At 66.8% G+C, this 16,049-nt stretch carries 15 protein-coding genes and 1 tRNA gene; 8 read left to right on the top strand and 8 right to left on the bottom strand.

The genetic code is table 11. The annotated features are described in order from the left end of the window. The first annotated feature begins 17 nt into the window (after positions 1–17). Positions 18–1,721, top strand: coding sequence for a flagellar hook-length control protein FliK (gene fliK / locus ACW17V_RS10400; RefSeq protein WP_492105071.1), 1,704 nt, complete (start codon positions 18–20; stop codon positions 1,719–1,721). Then, a complete protein-coding gene (locus tag ACW17V_RS10395) occupies positions 1,718–1,984 on the top strand; it encodes an EscU/YscU/HrcU family type III secretion system export apparatus switch protein (protein WP_492105070.1) in 267 nt (88 codons plus the stop codon). Before fliK ends, ACW17V_RS10395 begins: the two co-directional genes overlap by 4 nt. Positions 1,985–2,045: 61 nt before the next feature. Here the strand turns inward: ACW17V_RS10395 and gltA are convergent, their stop codons facing one another. Then, positions 2,046–3,326: a citrate synthase gene (gene gltA, locus ACW17V_RS10390; RefSeq protein ID WP_492105069.1), complete on the bottom strand. Its 1,281-nt coding sequence runs from the start codon at positions 3,324–3,326 to the stop codon at positions 2,046–2,048. A gap of 66 nt (positions 3,327–3,392) precedes the next feature. Continuing rightward, on the bottom strand, positions 3,393–4,814 hold the full coding sequence (gene gltX / locus ACW17V_RS10385) for a glutamate--tRNA ligase (protein WP_492105068.1): 1,422 nt from the start codon (positions 4,812–4,814) through the stop codon (positions 3,393–3,395). Between the two features lie 115 nt (positions 4,815–4,929). Here gltX and ACW17V_RS10380 point away from each other — a divergent pair, with 115 nt between their 5' ends. Together ACW17V_RS10380 and ACW17V_RS10375 are read left to right on the top strand one after the other, a co-directional pair. Further along, a complete protein-coding gene (locus ACW17V_RS10380; RefSeq protein WP_492108780.1) occupies positions 4,930–6,999 on the top strand; it encodes a ComEC/Rec2 family competence protein in 2,070 nt (689 codons plus the stop codon). Positions 7,000–7,060: 61 nt separating this feature from the next. Beyond that, positions 7,061–7,822, top strand: a complete 762-nt coding sequence (locus ACW17V_RS10375) for an isocitrate lyase/PEP mutase family protein (protein ID WP_492105067.1) — start codon at positions 7,061–7,063, stop codon at positions 7,820–7,822. Here the strand turns inward: ACW17V_RS10375 and ACW17V_RS10370 are convergent. Continuing rightward, positions 7,819–8,457 carry a DsbA family oxidoreductase gene (locus ACW17V_RS10370; RefSeq protein WP_492105066.1) on the bottom strand — a complete coding sequence of 213 codons (639 nt, stop codon included), beginning with the start codon at positions 8,455–8,457 and terminating at the stop codon, positions 7,819–7,821. The two genes, ACW17V_RS10375 and ACW17V_RS10370, sit on opposite strands and share 4 nt — an antisense overlap. An 8-nt stretch (positions 8,458–8,465) precedes the next feature. Continuing rightward, positions 8,466–9,791, bottom strand: a complete 1,326-nt coding sequence (locus tag ACW17V_RS10365; protein ID WP_492105065.1) for a diguanylate cyclase domain-containing protein — start codon at positions 9,789–9,791, stop codon at positions 8,466–8,468. Positions 9,792–10,057: 266 nt separating this feature from the next. On the opposite strand from ACW17V_RS10365, the gene ACW17V_RS10360 reads away from it, so the two are divergent. Next, positions 10,058–11,188 (top strand): CaiB/BaiF CoA transferase family protein, encoded by a 1,131-nt coding sequence (locus ACW17V_RS10360; RefSeq protein WP_492105064.1) that lies wholly within the window; start codon positions 10,058–10,060, stop codon positions 11,186–11,188. A gap of 215 nt (positions 11,189–11,403) precedes the next feature. Continuing rightward, the gene (locus ACW17V_RS10355; RefSeq protein WP_492105063.1) at positions 11,404–12,351 is read left to right on the top strand and encodes a YihY/virulence factor BrkB family protein; all 948 of its coding nucleotides are present in this window, start codon (positions 11,404–11,406) and stop codon (positions 12,349–12,351) included. Here ACW17V_RS10355 and ACW17V_RS10350 read toward each other — a convergent pair. From ACW17V_RS10350 to ACW17V_RS10335, 4 genes are all read right to left on the bottom strand, one after another. Beyond that, positions 12,323–12,556 (bottom strand): sulfurtransferase TusA family protein, encoded by a 234-nt coding sequence (locus ACW17V_RS10350; protein WP_492105062.1) that lies wholly within the window; start codon positions 12,554–12,556, stop codon positions 12,323–12,325. The two genes, ACW17V_RS10355 and ACW17V_RS10350, sit on opposite strands and share 29 nt — an antisense overlap. Beyond that, on the bottom strand, positions 12,549–13,289 hold the full coding sequence (locus tag ACW17V_RS10345) for a pseudouridine synthase (protein ID WP_492105061.1): 741 nt from the start codon (positions 13,287–13,289) through the stop codon (positions 12,549–12,551). The genes ACW17V_RS10350 and ACW17V_RS10345 overlap by 8 nt, the downstream gene beginning before the upstream one ends. Continuing rightward, positions 13,286–14,197, bottom strand: a complete 912-nt coding sequence (locus ACW17V_RS10340; RefSeq protein ID WP_492108779.1) for a class I SAM-dependent methyltransferase — start codon at positions 14,195–14,197, stop codon at positions 13,286–13,288. Before ACW17V_RS10340 ends, ACW17V_RS10345 begins: the two co-directional genes overlap by 4 nt. A gap of 58 nt (positions 14,198–14,255) precedes the next feature. Beyond that, a tRNA-Ser gene (locus tag ACW17V_RS10335) sits at positions 14,256–14,345 on the bottom strand. Positions 14,346–14,449: 104 nt separating this feature from the next. On the opposite strand from ACW17V_RS10335, the gene ACW17V_RS10330 reads away from it, so the two are divergent. Beyond that, the gene (locus tag ACW17V_RS10330) at positions 14,450–15,367 is read left to right on the top strand and encodes a septal ring lytic transglycosylase RlpA family protein (RefSeq protein ID WP_492105060.1); all 918 of its coding nucleotides are present in this window, start codon (positions 14,450–14,452) and stop codon (positions 15,365–15,367) included. Between the two features lie 54 nt (positions 15,368–15,421). Then, complete coding sequence (tmk, locus tag ACW17V_RS10325; protein WP_492105059.1) at positions 15,422–16,048, top strand: dTMP kinase; 627 nt, start codon at positions 15,422–15,424, stop codon at positions 16,046–16,048. The last annotated feature ends 1 nt before the right edge of the window (position 16,049 follow it).

Below are 16,049 nucleotides of genomic sequence, written 5' to 3'. Positions count from 1 at the left end.
GAGACTGGAGACCAGTTTTGGCGATCGATCCGGCAGCCCCCGCCATTCCCATCACGCCCGCACGTGTCACGGGGAGCTCGCCAGAGGTGGCGACGGCCTTGTCCGCGCTTGCGCGCGCCGCCGTGGCCAATAGTACATCGACCCTTGGCCAGATCGTAGGCGCAGCGCACGCGGAGGCTCATGCGCCGGCTGGCGCGGCCACGCCCCCCGTCTCCGACGCAAGTGTCGACGCGCCGGGTGGCGGACACCTGGTCACGCCATCCCCGCCTTCGGCGGAGCTCTCCGCCAGCGACCGGATGGCCGCGGCTGTGCGATCGGCCGCTGCTCGGGCGGCGCCGGTCCAATCCGGCTTGGCGCCGATGATGGCGGATATAGAGGCGACGGTCATCAGACCGGACACGCCCGAAACGGTGCGGCAGGCGGCCAAGGCGTTGCTTGAAAGCGCCATCCCCACACAGCGACCGGTGACATCTGCGCTTGTCCGCGATGCCGTCCAGGATTCGGGCGTCTTCATGGAGGCCCGGCTGGCGCGTGCCGCGCTGGTCGCGCAGTCATCGGTTCCGGCCGCCACCGGGGACATGAAAGCGGCGCTACTGGTGTTTCGCGCCGTGATTTCGACGTGGCTGGCCAAGACGCCCGGGGGCGAGCCAGGCGCATCGCTGGTCTCTTCCTCATCCGGCGAACCCACCGCCGCGCTGCGGTCTGGCGCCGCAGTGGGCGCGACCTATACGCCGAGCGGTTCTGTCTCCCCGGCGCCCGGTCTGGCTGCCCCGGCCGTCGGGCAACCGTATCGCGCGCCCGTTGGATCGGATGTCGCGCCAGCTCAGCCGCCGGTTTCAGAGCCACTCCCGACAGTAGTTCTCGCGCCCCGGGCGCAGCCGGCGATTTCCAGTGCTTCCGCGCCGCCAGATCCCCTTACTACGATCGAGAAAGGTGAAGCGACGCCAGCGCTTGACCCTAACGCCCCGGAAGCGGCCCCTTCATCTACGCCGCCTCGCAGCGCTCCGACGGCGCCGCCGCGCCCATTCCTGATGGTGGGACTGATCGAGGACGAGGTTATCGCCCCGCCTCTGCTGGCGGAAAATAACCCGGAAGAGGCCGCAGCCCGCCATTCCGCGCTCGCGGTGTCACCACGCCCACCGTCCAGGCCTCCGCCGCCCTACGCCGGTGGTCCCACAGCCGCCCAGGCGGCCGTCCGTTCGCATCTTCCCGGAGATCTGCCGCCGGCCGAACTGGCGCGGCGTCTGTTGAAGAGCGTCGACGGCGCTATCGCGCGCCAGGAGCTGTCGCAAATCGCTTCGCTGCCGCAATCGCACGCCGAGGCGGAGCGGACGGCCGAGATCAGGACGTCGCGCTGGGTGTTCGACCTTCCATTCCAGACCGCTCAAGGCTTCGCGGTGGCGCAGTTCGAAATCAGCCGGGATGGCGGAGGCGGCGGATCCGACTCCGGGCGCGAGATCGAAAAGACCTGGCGAGCCCGCTTCTCTCTCGACGTTGAGCCCCTGGGACCTGTCCACGTCCAGATCGCGCTTACGGGCGCCTGCGCGCGGGTAGGCCTGTGGGCCGAACGACCGGAAGCCGTGGCCCGGCTTCAGGCGGGGGAGGCGGACTTGAGCGCCGCGCTTCGCGAGGCCGAGCTGTCGCCAGAGGTCGCCTTCCACGCGGGCGCCCCCACGGTCGCCGTGACTGCGCCAGGCCGCTTCGTGGATCGGGCGTCATGACCGGGTCCGTCGGCGGCGTGCGCGGTCCCGGCAAGATCGCTGTCGCCTTGCTGTACGAGGGCGTCGATACGCCGAAGGTTGTCGCTTCCGGACAGGGCTGGCTTGGCGAGAAGATCGTCGAGACGGCGCGCGAGCATGGCGTGCCCATCGAGGAGAACCCGGCTCTGGCCCAGGCCCTGTCGACGATCGAGATCGACGAGGAGATCCCCGAAGCGCTCTACCGCGCGGTCGCGGAGATCCTCAGCTTCCTGCTCAAGCCATAACGGCCAAAGAAAAGGCCCCGCCTTGCGACGGGGCCTCTCCGGATCAGTCTGGATCGACGGCTCAGCCGCGCTTTTCGAGCGGCGTGTAGTCGCGCTGCGTCGCGCCCGTATAGAGCTGGCGCGGACGGCCGATCTTGCGCGAGGGATCCTCGAACATTTCCTTCCACTGGCTGATCCAGCCGACGGTGCGGGCCAAGGCGAACAGCACGGTGAACATGTTGGTCGGGAAGCCCATCGCGCGCAGGGTGATGCCCGAATAGAAGTCGATGTTCGGGTACAGCTTGCGCTCGATGAAGTAAGGGTCGCTGAGGGCGACCTTTTCCAGCTCCATGGCCACCTGCAGCAGGGGGTCATTGATGCCCAGCTGTTCCAGGACCTCGTAGCAGGTCTTCTGCATGACCTTAGCGCGCGGGTCGAAGTTCTTGTACACGCGGTGGCCGAAGCCCATCAGCTTGTACTTCTTGTCCTTCACGCCCTGCACATAGGCGGGGATGTTCTCGACCGTGCCGATTTCCTCGAGCATCTCGAGGGCTTCCTGGTTGGCGCCGCCATGCGACGGGCCCCACAGGCAGGCGATGCCAGCGGCGATACAGGCGAACGGGTGAGCGCCCGACGAACCGGCCAGGCGGACCGTCGAGGTCGAGGCGTTCTGCTCGTGGTCGGCGTGCAGGATGAAGATGCGGTCCATGGCGCGCGTCAGGACGGGGTTGGGGACCCAGTCCTCGGCCGGCACCGAGAAGCACATGCGCAGGAAGTTTTCCGAGTACGAGAGTTCGTTGCGCGGCGTCACGAACGGACGGCCGACACTGTACTGGAAGGCGCGGGCGGCGATGGTCGGCATCTTGGCGATCAGGCGATGGGCGCTGATCTCGCGTTGCTTGGGATCATCGACGTTCAGGCTGTCGGCATAGAAGGCCGACAGGGCGCCGACCGCGCCGGTCATGATCGCCATCGGGTGAGCATCGCGGCGGAAGCCCTGGAAGAAGCTGTCGAACTGGGCGTGCAACATCGTGTGATAGGTGATGTTGTGCTCGAACTTGGTGGCCTCTTCGGCCGTGGGCAGTTCGCCGTTCAGCAGCAGGTGGCAGACTTCCAGGAACGAGGACTTCTCGGCCAGTTGGTCGATCGGATAGCCGCGGTGCAGCAAAATGCCGGCGTCGCCGTCGATATAGGTGATCTTGCTCTCGCAGGACGCGGTCGAGGTGAAGCCCGGATCGAACGTGAAGTGGTCGCTGTCGCCGTAGAACTTCCGGACATCGACGACGTCCGGACCGGTGCTGCCCTTGAGGATCGGCAGATCGTAGCTCTTGTCGCCGATCGTCAGTGTGGCTTTATCGGTCATGCGGGAAACCCCTTCATCGATGGAACGAGCAGTCCAAGTTTCATTTCGCGAGTGCGTTATAGCGCCTCATGCGCGCACAGCTAGCGCGTCGTCAAGACGGCCAAGTGTCTCGTCGCGACCGATGGCGGCCATGATCTTGTTCAGGTCAGGCGCCTGCGACCCTCCGGTGAGAATTCCACGCAGAGAGGGACCGAATTTACCAAAGCCCACGCCTTCGGATTCCGCGAAGGATTTCAACAGCGTGCCCAGGTCGTCCACCGCCCAGTCCGGGGCCTGGGCAAGACGGTCGCGCAGGCGAGTCAGGCGCTCTACCGTTTCTTCGGTGAGTTGTTTGGTGGTCTTTTCCTCGAGACCCAGCGGTCGAATTTTCAGCGCGAAAGCGCAGTGCTCGGCCAGTTCGAGGATGGTCTTGGCGCCTTCCTTGACCTGCGGAACAACGGCCAGAACACGCGCGGCTGCGTCGGACGGCAGGCTGACGCTCTGGGCGATCAGGGCCTTCAGGACCAGGTCGGCCAGACGGGCGTCGTCGGCCAGGCGCAGGTGCTGGCTGTTGATGTGGTTGAGCTTGGCCCAGTCCAGGCGCGCGGGCGCCTTGACCACGTCCTTGACGTCAAACCATTCGATCGCCTGGGCGTCGCTGAACACCTCATCGTCGCCATGGCCCCAGCCAAGGCGGGCCAGGTAGTTGCGCAGGCCCTCCGGGATATAGCCCATGTCGGCGAACTCGCCGACGGCCTGGGCGCCGTGGCGCTTGGACAGCTTGGCGCCGTCCGGGCCGTGAATCAGCGGGATGTGGGCGAAGGCCGGCAGCTCCCAGTCCATGGCCTGATAGATCAGGGTCTGGCGGGCGGCGTTGTTCAGGTGGTCGTCGCCCCGGATCACGTGGGTGACGCCCATGTCGTGGTCATCGACCACCACGGCGAGGTTATAGGTCGGCGCGCCGTCGGCGCGCAGTAGCACCAGATCGTCCAGGTCGGTGTTCTTGAACGTCACCGGGCCTTTGACCAGGTCGTCGACCAGGGTCTCGCCGTCGGCGGGGCCCTTGAAGCGGATGACGTGCGGCGCCGACGGATCGGCCGGCGGCGGGGCGTCGCGCCAGGGCGAGCGGATGGCGTGGCCTTCAGCGCGGGCCTTTTCGCGGGCGACTTCCAGTTCCTCAACCGTCATCCAGCAGCGATAGGCGCGGCCGCGCTCCAGCAACTGCTGAACGACTTCGGCGTGGCGCGGCGCGCGGGTGTGCTGGAACACCGGCTCTTCGTCTGATTTCAGGCCGAGCCAGTCCAGGCCCTCGAAGATCGCTGCCACTGCGGGTTCAGTCGAACGCTCGCGATCGGTGTCTTCAACGCGAAGAAGGAACTTTCCACCCGTATGGCGTGCATATAACCAGTTGAACAGCGCTGTGCGTGCGCCGCCGATATGCAGGAAGCCGGTGGGCGAGGGGGCGAAGCGCGTAACCACGGCGCGGTCGGTGGAGGAGGGGTTCGACATCGAACTCAATGCTGAAAAGCTGGACGCCGCCGAGACGGCCGGGATCGCGCGCCGAGGCGCGGCTTGGGCGGCGCGTCTTAGCACGGCGCTTCGCGCATGGCCTAGTCCGCCGACAATGTTCCGCGTCCTGCGCGACGAGATGAGCGCGAATCTGGATCGCTGGTTCCTGTGGAGCCCTGTCTGCTTCGGCCTGGGCGCGGCGGCCTATCTTGAAGCGCCTTTTGAGCCCTCGCTCCCGCCATTGGCCCTTTTGAGCCTGATCAGCGTCATGCTGTGGTGGCGCTGCCGATCTTCGAGCCGAATCTGGATTGTCCTGACCGCGTTGCTCGCCTTCGCCATTGCAGGGGGACTGGCGGCGAAGATTCGCAGCGAGAGGGTCGCCGCGCCGGTCATCGACGGCGAGCGCGCGCCGCGGCGCGTGGAAGGCTTCGTGGTCGATGTGGTCAGTCCCGGCGCGGGCGGGCCTCGACTGCTGATCGCACCCGTCGCCATTGGCGGCCTCATGCCAGCCGAGACGCCGAACAGGGTGCGGGTGACCGTGGACGCCGTCGACCTGCCGAAGCCCGGTGACGCGGTGCGCCTGCGCGCCATTCTGGGTCCGCCGCCGCCTCCGGCCGCGCCGGGTTCTTATGATTTCGCTCGCGACGCCTGGTTCAACGCCGTGGGGGCGGTCGGCTTTTCGCTCGGCGACATCGGTGAGACGCATCTGGATCCGCCGCCCTGGCGATTGCGGGTCACCATGGCGGTCAACGCCTTCCGTTGGCGTCTGGCGCAGCGGATCGTCGCGCACATGGGGCCACAGAGTGGCGGGATCGGCGCGGCCATGGTCACCGGCCACGAGGCATGGATCACGCCCGAGCAGACCGAAGCGATGCGCGCCTCCGGGTTGGCCCACATTCTTTCGATATCGGGCCTGCACATGGCCATCGTCGGCGGCTTTGTTTTCGGTCTGACCCGGCTGGGAATCGCGGCGTGGCCCTGGCTGGCCCTGCGCGCTCCGGGCAAGAAGATCGCCGCCGTGGCGGGCCTGACCGCCGTCGCGATCTATCTGGTCATTTCCGGTGCGCCTCCGCCGGCCGAGCGCGCGGCCATCACCGCCAGCGTGGCCTTCGCCGCCATTCTTTTCGACCGCCAGGCTGTAACGCTCCACGGCCTGGCCCTGGCGGCGCTGATCATCCTGGCGCTTCAACCCGAAGCGGCCGCTGCCCCCGGGTTTCAGATGTCCTTCGCGGCCACCACGGCCCTGATCGCCCTGGCCGAAGCCTGGCCCAGGCCGATGCGCGAAATCTCCGTGCCCTGGCCGATCCGCGCGATCCAGGCTGTCGGCGCATGGCTGGCTGTCAGCATCGGCGCGAGTTTTGTCGCCGGGCTGGCGACGGGCCCCTTCGCCATGCAGCACTTCAACCGTGTGGCCATCTGGGGTTTGCCGGCCAATCTGATCGTCGCGCCGCTGTCATCCTTCGTGATCATGCCCTTCCTGGCCCTAGGCACGGCGCTGGAAAGCGTCGGTTGGGGCGAGCCTTTCCTGTTGATTGCCGGCTGGGGCGTTGAGGCCATGGTCTCGGTGGCCCGGAAATTCGAGTCGATTGGCGGCCAGGCCGTGATCGCCAGCGCGCCGCCGTTCACCCTGGTTGTCGCATTCCTGGGCTTGATGATTCTCTGTCTGTGGAGCGGACGGCTGCGCTGGCTCGGCGCGCCCTTGGCGCTGGCCGTCGCCCTTTGGCCTCGACCGGCCGCGCCTGATGTCTGGATCGCCGCCGATGGCTCCACCGCCGCTGTTCGGCGAGGTCAGCAGGCGGTCCTCCTACGGCCGGACAACCGCCGCTTTGGCGCTGAGCTGTGGGCGCGTCGACGCGGTCTGGCGATCGGCGAACCGCGTGGCTTTACCTGTTCGGCCTATGCCTGCCGGCCCGAGACTGACGCGCCGGTGGCCGTCGCATTGTCATGGAGCCGCAAGGACATCTCGGCGCAAACGCTCGGCGAGCTCTGCTCGGGCGCAGAGATCGTTGTCCTGCGTCGAGATTTCGTGGCCCCAATGCCAGCAGGCTGCAGGGACCGCATCGTCCTGACGGCGGGAGACTTCGCGATCGGCGGCGCAGCGGAGCTCTATCGACGGGGCGATGCATGGTGGATTGTTTGGGCGCAGCCGCTCCGAGGACGGCGGCCATGGTCGGTGTCGCACTGAGCGCTACTGCCACTCGCTGTCACGATGAGGCAGTATCTCTGATGGGTTTCCGGAGGATTTGATGTCGTCGCCCCAGCTCGCCGCCCGCCGCGCCGCCTTTCGCGCCCTGCACCAGGAGGGTTGTTTCACCCTGCCCAATCCCTGGGACGCGGGAAGCGCCAAGCGCCTTGAGAAGCTCGGCTTCAAGGCTTTGGCGTCAACCAGCGCCGGGGCGGCATGGGCTTTGGGTCACGACGATGGCGGGCTGACGCGCGATCAGGTGCTGGCGCATCTGAGCATGCTCTACGCCGCGACTGATCTTCCGGTGAATGCCGACTTCGAGGCCGGTTTCGCGGACGAGCCAGAAGGGGTGGCCGAAAGCGTCCGGCTCGCCATCGGAACAGGGATCGCCGGCCTGTCCATCGAGGATCGTATCGGGCGCGACCTTTATGAATCGGCGCTCGCGACAGACCGGATCAAGGCGGCGCGCGCGGCGATCGACGCCAGCGGTGAGGATGTGCTCCTGGTCGGCCGGACGGAAGGTTTTCTGATCGGGCGCAAGGACCTGACGGCGACCATCGATCGTCTTGTCGGCTATGCCGAAGCCGGCGCCGACTGTCTGTACGCCCCCGGGGTGATCGACGTCGCCTCGGTCGCCGAGATCGTCAAGGCGGTCGCGCCCAGGCCTGTGAACGTCCTGATGGCCTGGCCCGGTCAGGCCGTTCAGCCTCTGGCTGATGTTGGCGTGCGTCGGGTCAGCGTTGGCGCGGCTCTGGCCGGAGCCGCGTGGGCGGGGTTTGATGTCGCGGCGAAGATGCTGGCCGAAGAGGGCAGGCTGCCCTAGGCGCTTAACGCCTGATCGATGGCTTCGGCGATCCGTTCAGGCGATTCCGCCCCGACGACCGCGACCTTGCCGCCGAAAATCACATAGGGCACGCCGGTGACGCCGCCCTGTACCGCCATGGAATGCTCGCGCGTCACCGACTCCCGGTCAGCGCCCTCGGACAGCAGTTGTAGCACGACCAGCCGCTCCATGCCGGCGGCTTCAGCGATATCAGCCAGCACCATGGGGTCGCCGATATCGAGCCCTTCCGTGAAATAGGCGGCGAACAGGGCCTCGACCACCGCGTCCTGGACACCGGCGGTCAGCGCCCAGCGGATCAGCCGATGGGCGGCGTTGGTGTTGGGGGATTTGTCGATGACGGCGAAGTTGAACGTGATCCCGTCATCGGCGCCGCCAGAGACCAGGGCGTCATGCACGGCCTTCAGACGGTCCGGATCCTTGAACTTGGCCGCCATGTAGGCTTGGCGATCGACGCCTTCCTCGGGAAGCGTGGGGTCCAGCTGATAGGGCCGCCAGACAAGCTTGGCCTCGATATCGGGGCGGAGGGCCACAGCGGCTTTCACGCGCCGCCAGCCCAGATAGCACCACGGACAGACCACGTCGGCGACCACGTCCACGATCATCGGTTGGCTCATCGCGATTCTCAGCTGGCTTCGCGCTGCAGGGCTCGGGCGGCAGCCCGCTCCAGCGCCTTGACCGGCCCTTCGCCGGCTTCGATCTGGGAGACACCGATGTCAAACTCGCAGACGAACGGCGGACGGTCTTCGCCTGCGTCGAAGGCCGTGCAGCCGATGACCGCGGCGATCCGTTCGGCGGCGGCGCGGGCGGCGTTCTGGTTTGTGGCGGGCAGCGCCAGGGCGAAGACTTCCGGCGCCAGGCGGGCGGCGGTGTCCTCGACGCGGACCAGGCGGCCGACCATCGAACCGATCTGGGGTATGGCGCGGTCCAGCCAGCCGTTCTGGCGCGCCCAGACCGTCTCTGGTTTGTCTGCGACCCGCAGGACGCAGATCGATAGCGGACGAGACCGTTCGCGCGCCGCGGCCGTCAGGCGAGCCAGGTGGGCGGCGAACAGGTCTCGCGTGAAGAGGCCCGTGGCGGCGTCCATGAGGCCGGAACTGCGGGCCTTTTCCAGAGCGCCCCGGATCGACTCGCCGCGCCGATAGTTGCGAGCCAGCTCCATCACGCGGCGCGCGGTCTCGACTTCGGGTGTTTCTGGTGAAGCAACGTCCGAAACACCCCGGTGGAAGGCCTCCGACATCGTCACATAGCTTTCGGCCTTCAGATACAGCATGGCCGGAATGTGGAAGAGCCGGGTGTTGCGCCGCATGCCGGCCGCGATCGACAGGGCTTCCTGCTGGTTGTCGCCGGCCCACAGCACGACGGAATCGAAGGCCCGCTCGTGGAGGTAGTCGAACGCCGTATAGGCCGTGAAGGCGCCCACGACCTCGGCGCCGCTACGCTTGAGGGCGTTGGAAAGCGCCAGGAACTGCGGGGCGGGCTCACCGACCGCCAGGATGCGGAACGGCGAGGGCTGGGGTTCCGGCAGGTCCATCCGACGACCGCGCTCGCCGAAGGTTTCAAGCCGCAGCTCGAACTCCTCCTCGGCGATCGCCGTGCGGACCAGCGACTCCAGCCGGAGCGCCGCCTGGGAGGGATGGAGCGGCGGCGAGAGGGTCAGGTCGAAGGCCTGGCTTTGCTGTCCGCCGTCAAGTTCGCCGATGGCGATCACGGGGAGGCGGCGCGGCGCCACGGCGGCCTTCAGGCGACGGGCAAGCGACTGCGTGTCGGGACCCGCGCTGGCGAGGTCGACGATCACCGCTTCGATCGGCAGGTCGCCAAGCGCAGCGAGAGCGGCATACGGCCCCCGCGCGGTGATGGTCCGCCAGCCAAGCCGGTCCAGCCCCTCGGCCAACGGGCCGGCGCGCAGGTCGTCGCGCGCCACGATCAGGATTCGGGCGTCAACCGCCACACTCTACCTCCGCCCGAAATCCAACGAACGCCGGCCGCACTCGGCCGTCGGGATTCGACGCCGCAACATAGCAGAGGCGATCACTGGGGATAGGGACGCAACGTCGCGGCGAGGTGGACAAAATGCTTTTGCACAATGGATGCGTGCGCGCCCGTTCCTCACGCCATCTCCGAGCCGAGCCGCCAACAGCCCGCTTGCATGACCGAACGTCAGGACCTTTCTAGTCGGCCCAACGACTGCGCCGAAGAGTCGATGAGGAGATCACCATGGGCCAGGGGCCACTTTCAGGACTGAAGATCGTCGAGTTCGCGGGCATCGGTCCTGGTCCGTTCTGCGGCATGCTGCTGTCCGACCTTGGCGCGGACGTGATCCGGATCGACCGGAAGGGCCAGGGACGAGGAGGATCGCCAGCCGACGTGACCGCGCGGGGACGCCGGTCGGTGGCGCTGGATCTGAAACAGCCGGCTTCCATCGAGGCCTGCCTCAAGCTGCTGGAAAGCGCCGATGGCCTGATCGAGGGCTTTCGACCGGGCGTGATGGAGCGCCTGGGCCTTGGCCCGGATGTGGCGCTGGCCCGCAATCCCAAGCTTGTCTATGGCCGCATGACCGGATGGGGCCAGTTTGGTCCATATGCCAAGGCCGCCGGCCACGACATGAACTACATCGCCATCACCGGGGCGCTGGACGCCATTGGCACGACGGAAAAGCCGGTCCCGCCCCTGAACCTCGTCGGTGACTTCGGCGGCGGCGCGCTCTATCTGGCGTTCGGCCTGCTGGCCGGCGTGATCCATGCCCGGGCGACGGGGCAGGGTCAGACGATCGACTGCGCCATGAGTGATGGCGCCGCCTCGCTGATGGCGATGTTCTACGGCTTCAAGGCGGGCGGCATGTGGAGCGAAGGGCGCCGGTCCAATCTGCTCGATGGCGGCGCACATTTCTACGACACCTATCAGTGCAGCGATGGCGGCTGGATTTCGATCGGGTCGATCGAGCCGCAGTTCTATCTGCTTCTCCTTGAAAAGACTGGGATCACCGATCCGCAGTTCCAGCACCAGATGAGCCGAGATGAATGGCCCGAGCTGCGTGACAAGCTCGCCGCCGTGATCCGGACCAAGACTCGTGATGAATGGTGCGACCTGATGGATGGCACGGACGTCTGTTTCGCGCCGGTCCTGTCGATGTCGGAAGCGCCCACGCACGCTCACAACGCCGCTCGAGAAACCTTCGTCGAAGTAGCTGGCGTGGTGCAGCCCGCGCCCGCGCCCCGTTTCTCGGCCACGCCCGGAAAGATACAGGGACCGCCGCCTTCGGTCGGGGGCCACAATGACACCGCGCTGGCGGACTGGGGCTTTTCCGCCGAGGCGATCGCCAGCCTGAAGACCAGCGGCGCGCTCTGAAAGCTGTCGGCCAGGCTATCGCCGTCGTTCAGCGTGGGTTCAGCCGGCGGTCCCTAGATTGATCACGTACCGGGCGTTGCGCCATCCGTCCCTCGATGTGGCGTTCGGTTTCAGGCTTGTCCTGCGGAGACGCGTCGCCTTCCCTGAGGCGGCGCGTCTTTGTCGTTTGGGCCCCGGGGTTGCGCCGGGCGAAGAGCGCGGGCAGGTTCCCGCCAATGCAAGATCCCCAACCTATCCGCTGGCGTGACCTGGATCTGGATCCGATCCACTGGGCGCGCGAGGTGCTGCGCGTCCTGGGCCTTGCCCTGTCCCGGATCTGGGGCCGCGACGTCATGCTGTATGTCGGCGGCGTATCATTCTTCGCTCTGCTGGCGGTGTTTCCCGGTCTGGCGATTCTCATCGGCCTCTACAGTCTTCTGCTGACTCCGCAGCAGGCTGCCGCCCAGGCTGAAAATCTCGCCGAACTGATGCCGTCGGGCGCGCGCGCCATGTTCGAGAGCGAACTTACCCGGATCGCCCACGCGCCCGAACAGGCCGTTTCGGCCCAGAGCGCGGTCGTTCTGGTCATCGGCGCCTATGCCGCCCATCGCGGTTTCAAGGCCCTGTTGGCCGGTCTGTCGTTCATTCACGATGAAGAAGACCAGCGCGGCTTCGTGGGCTTCAACGTGATGGCCCTGTTCGTGCTGATCGCCGCTTTCGGCCTGTTGTTCGTGATGTCCGGCATTTTTCTGATTTTCCGGGTGCTCGGCAGCGCGCTCCATCTGCGCCCGCTCGAGGGCGTTCCGTGGATCCAGAGCGAGTGGACCTGGGCCAGTCTCGGCGTCGTGATCGGTATGACCCTGATCTATCGCTACGCCATGTCGCGCGCGCCCGTCGGTTGGCGGGCTTCGACCGCGGGCGGCGTCGCCGCGGCGGTCCTATGCCTGTTCATGTCCTCCGCCAGCGCCTTCTATGTCGACAAGGTCGCCCAGCTGGGCGCCACCTATGGCTCGATCTCGGCGGTGATCATTTTTCTGATCTGGTTGTCGTGGAGCGTGAACGCTATCTTCCTGGGCGGCGCCTTGGCCACCGAGGTCGAGATCGCTCTGGATGAACGCCCCCGCGCCCTCGTCGAGGGGCCGCGAGGCGTCACGCTCAAGACGCCTTCAGCACCCGAAAGCTGATCGCCCCGGCCGCTTCATCGGTGATCGCGACGACCGTTGCGCCGACGCTGGCGGCGAAGTGTGGAACGTCGATACGCGCCAGCGGATCATCGGCGATCAGTCGCACCTCACCGCCCGCCGACGCGGCTTCCAGGGCCCGCCTCAGGCGCAGGGTCGGCACCGGGCAGCGATGTCCTCGGGCGTCGACGAGGATAGGATCACTCATCGCCAAAGACCTTCTCGGCCTCGGCGGAGGTCAGGATTCGATGTTGTCCAGGCTCGAGATCGCCGGGCAGGACCAGACCACCGATGCGCTCCCTGTGAAGCTCGAGAACGTGGTTTCCCGTGGCGGCGAACATGCGCCGCACCTGATGATATCGGCCTTCGGTGATGGTGAGGCGGGCATGATGGGGATCGATCGCGATGAGTTCCGCCGGTAGTAGCGGCTTCTCCTCGCCTTCAAGCATCAGTTCGCCGGCAGCGAACAGCGCGCCTTCGGCGCCGTTCAGCGGGCGATCGAGCGTGGCCAGATAGGTCTTGGGCACGTGACGCTTGGGCGAGATCACCCGATGCAGATAGTCGCCGTCGTCCGTGATCAGGATCAGGCCTGAGGTGTCCTTGTCGAGCCGTCCCACGGTCGACAGGCCCGGATCCCGAATGCGCCAGCGACGGGGGAGCAGGTCATAGATCCGTTCGCCGTCCTCCTTGTGCGAACAGACCACGCCCAGAGGCTTGTGCATCAGCAGCACCAGCGGCGCTGGCGGATCGACCGGCGCGCCCCGGATGGTCATCCGTTCCGGGAGATCAGCGGTGACGGCGACCTTGGTCCCGACGTCCTTCAAGATCTTGCCGTCGAGCACGACCCTGCCGCTGGAGATCAGCGCCTGAACGTCCTTTCGGCTGCCATAACCCAGATTGGCCAGCAGCCTGTCCAGCCGCGCCATCAGGGCCTTGGTCATTTGCGGGCCTCGTAGACCTTGTAGCCGTTTGTCTCGCCGGCGAGCCGCACCTTGGCGAAGTGCTCGTTCAGGATGGCCTCGTAGGGAAGGTGGCGATTGGCCACCAGCCAGAGGTCACCGCCCTTGCGCAGGCTGGCGGCAGCCGTCTTGATGAAGGCCTGCCCCAGCGAGCGATCCTCGCCACCGGTCTCATGGAACGGGGGGTTGGTGACGACGAAGTCGAGCTTGTCCAGCGATGTGGCGGCCTGGCGGGCATCGTCCCAGACGAACTCCGCGCGAGGGTCTTCGATGTTGCGGCAGGCCGCATCGATGGCCCGACGATCCAGATCGATCAGCGTCAACTTCGTGACCTTCGGCGAGGCCAGAACACCGCGAGACAGCCAGCCGATGCCACAGCCGAAGTCGGCGCCGACGCCGGACAGCGGCGGCAAGGTTTTCAAGAGCAGGTCGGTGCCCGGATCCAGCCGGTCCCAGCTGAAGACGCCCGGCTGCGTCCACAGGTCATCAACGGCGCGGCGCGGCGCCCCCGCCTCGATGGCCGCATCGAGCCCGACCGGCTCGGCGGGACGAAGCGCGACGCAGATGCGATTGTGTTTCTTGGAGCTTTCGCCGACCACGCAACCGAAGGCCTCAAGCTCCTTCTTCAGTCGCAGTCCGCCGCGATCCTTGGGCCCAAACACGGTCAGGCGACCGTCGATCACCAGTGTCCGCAGAGCATGGGCAAGAACGAACCGACGCTCGACCACGCCGGCCGGCGCGCGAATCGCAAAGGCGTCCAGTGACTGGTCCGGGATCGAAGCCAGATCCGTTGCTCCGATCATGAGGGGAGAGACCTGGATCGCGTCCGCGGCGACAGGCGCCAGATCGTGATCGGCTGGGCCGTAGAACGCGGTGCGAGCTGTAGACATTGCAATCCTGGACTTCCGCCGCGCCGGATTCTGCGAGTCCAGCGCGGCGGGGAAGGGGTGGCGGACAGAGTGGGATTCGAACCCACGGTAGACTTTCACCTACGGCGGTTTTCAAGACCGCTGCCTTAAACCACTCGGCCATCTGTCCGGAGCGGCGGCTATATCAGCGCGTCCGCGCCTTAACCAGACTTCAAAACAACTGATGCATGCTGAAAGCTCGGAAGGGCGCGCCCGCGTCGGAAAGACGTCAGCATGGTTGTGGATCAGCATCTTTGGCGCGGCCTGCGAGGCACCTGCCTGGTGGCCATGGCGGCCGCGAGCCTGGCCGCCTGTTCCACGCCCAAGCCGCGCCTGGACACGAGGATCGACAGCAATCGCCACGTTTCCACCTCGCCGCGCGGACCCATGGTCTCGCCATCCGGAAAGCCTTTAAGGGGAACCGAGAAGCCCTATCAGATCAAGGGTATCTGGTACTATCCTCAGGCCGACCCGGACTATGACGTCAAGGGTATCGGCTCCTGGTACGGTGAGCAGTTCCACAACCGTCGCACGGCCAATGGCGAGATTTTCGACATGGACGCCGTCTCGGCGGCGCACAAGACCTTGCCGCTGCCCAGCCTGGTCGAGGTGACCAATCTCGACAACGGCCGCAGGATGGTGGTGCGGGTGAACGATCGCGGCCCCTTCGTCGGCGATCGCGTTATCGACCTGTCGCGCGCCGCCGCCGATCAGCTGGGCTATCGTCGCCAGGGCGTGGCGCGAGTGCGGGTGCGATATGTAGGCCCCGCGCCGAAATCGTCATTCGATGCGCGTCAATATGCCCAGGCGCCGGCTTCGCCGCCGCCGACCGCACCGCGCCGGGAGCCGCCAAGGCAGGATGCCGAGCCGGTCTGGCCGTCCGAGCCGCCGCCGGTCCGGACCCAGATCATTCCCGCGCGTCAGACCGCCTTCAAGGTCCAGGCTGGAGCCTTCTCAAGCCGCGAAAACGCCGAGCGCGCCGTCGATCAGCTCAAGACCGCCGGATGGGCCACGATCGAGCCGCTCGAGCGCGCCAGCGGCACGCTCTATCGCGTCACCGTTTCAGCTGGCGAGGATGAAGGCCAGGCCTGGTCTCTCCGCGATCGGGTCGCCGCGCTAGGCTACTCTGGGGCCACCGTTCTGCGCCCCTGATCGTGTGTCGCGAGTCCTCTGGACAATCGGCGCGATCCGGCCGAATTGAAACCGATGACGCGCGGATCATTCATCAGTTTCGAAGGCGGGGAAGGGGCTGGAAAGTCCACCCAGATCCGCCGCCTGGCCGACCGCCTGACGGCGGCGGGCTTCGACGTCGTTCTGACCCGTGAACCGGGCGGCAGCCCCGGCGCCGAGACGATCCGCGACCTGCTGGTGAACGGCGACGCCGACCGCTGGTCGCCTGTGACTGAAACCCTTCTGATGTACGCCGCCCGCCGGGATCATCTGGAGCGGGTGATCCGCCCGGCCCTGGATCGCGGGGCGATGGTGCTGTGCGACCGCTTCGCCGACTCAACCCGGGCCTATCAGGGCGCCGGCGGCGATGCGCCCGCGTCTTTGATCGCCGCGCTTGAAGATCATGTCCTGGCCGGCTCGATCCCTGATCTGACCCTGATCTTTGATATCCCCGCCACGATCGGCCTTGACCGCGCGGCGTCCCGCGGGGGCGCGGCGCGCTTTGAGTCCAAGGGCCTGGATTTTCATGAGCGTCTTCGGGCCGGATTTCTGGCCATCGCACAAAAGGAGCCGGAGCGCTGCGCCGTGATCGACGCCAACGCAACGCCCGACCTGGTGTCCGAGTCGGTGTGGGACGTCGTTTCGATCCGGCTCGATCTCTGAA

It is taken from the genome of Caulobacter sp. FV2ye17ST (assembly GCF_058680955.1).
This window is presented reverse-complemented; position numbering and strand designations above follow the sequence as displayed.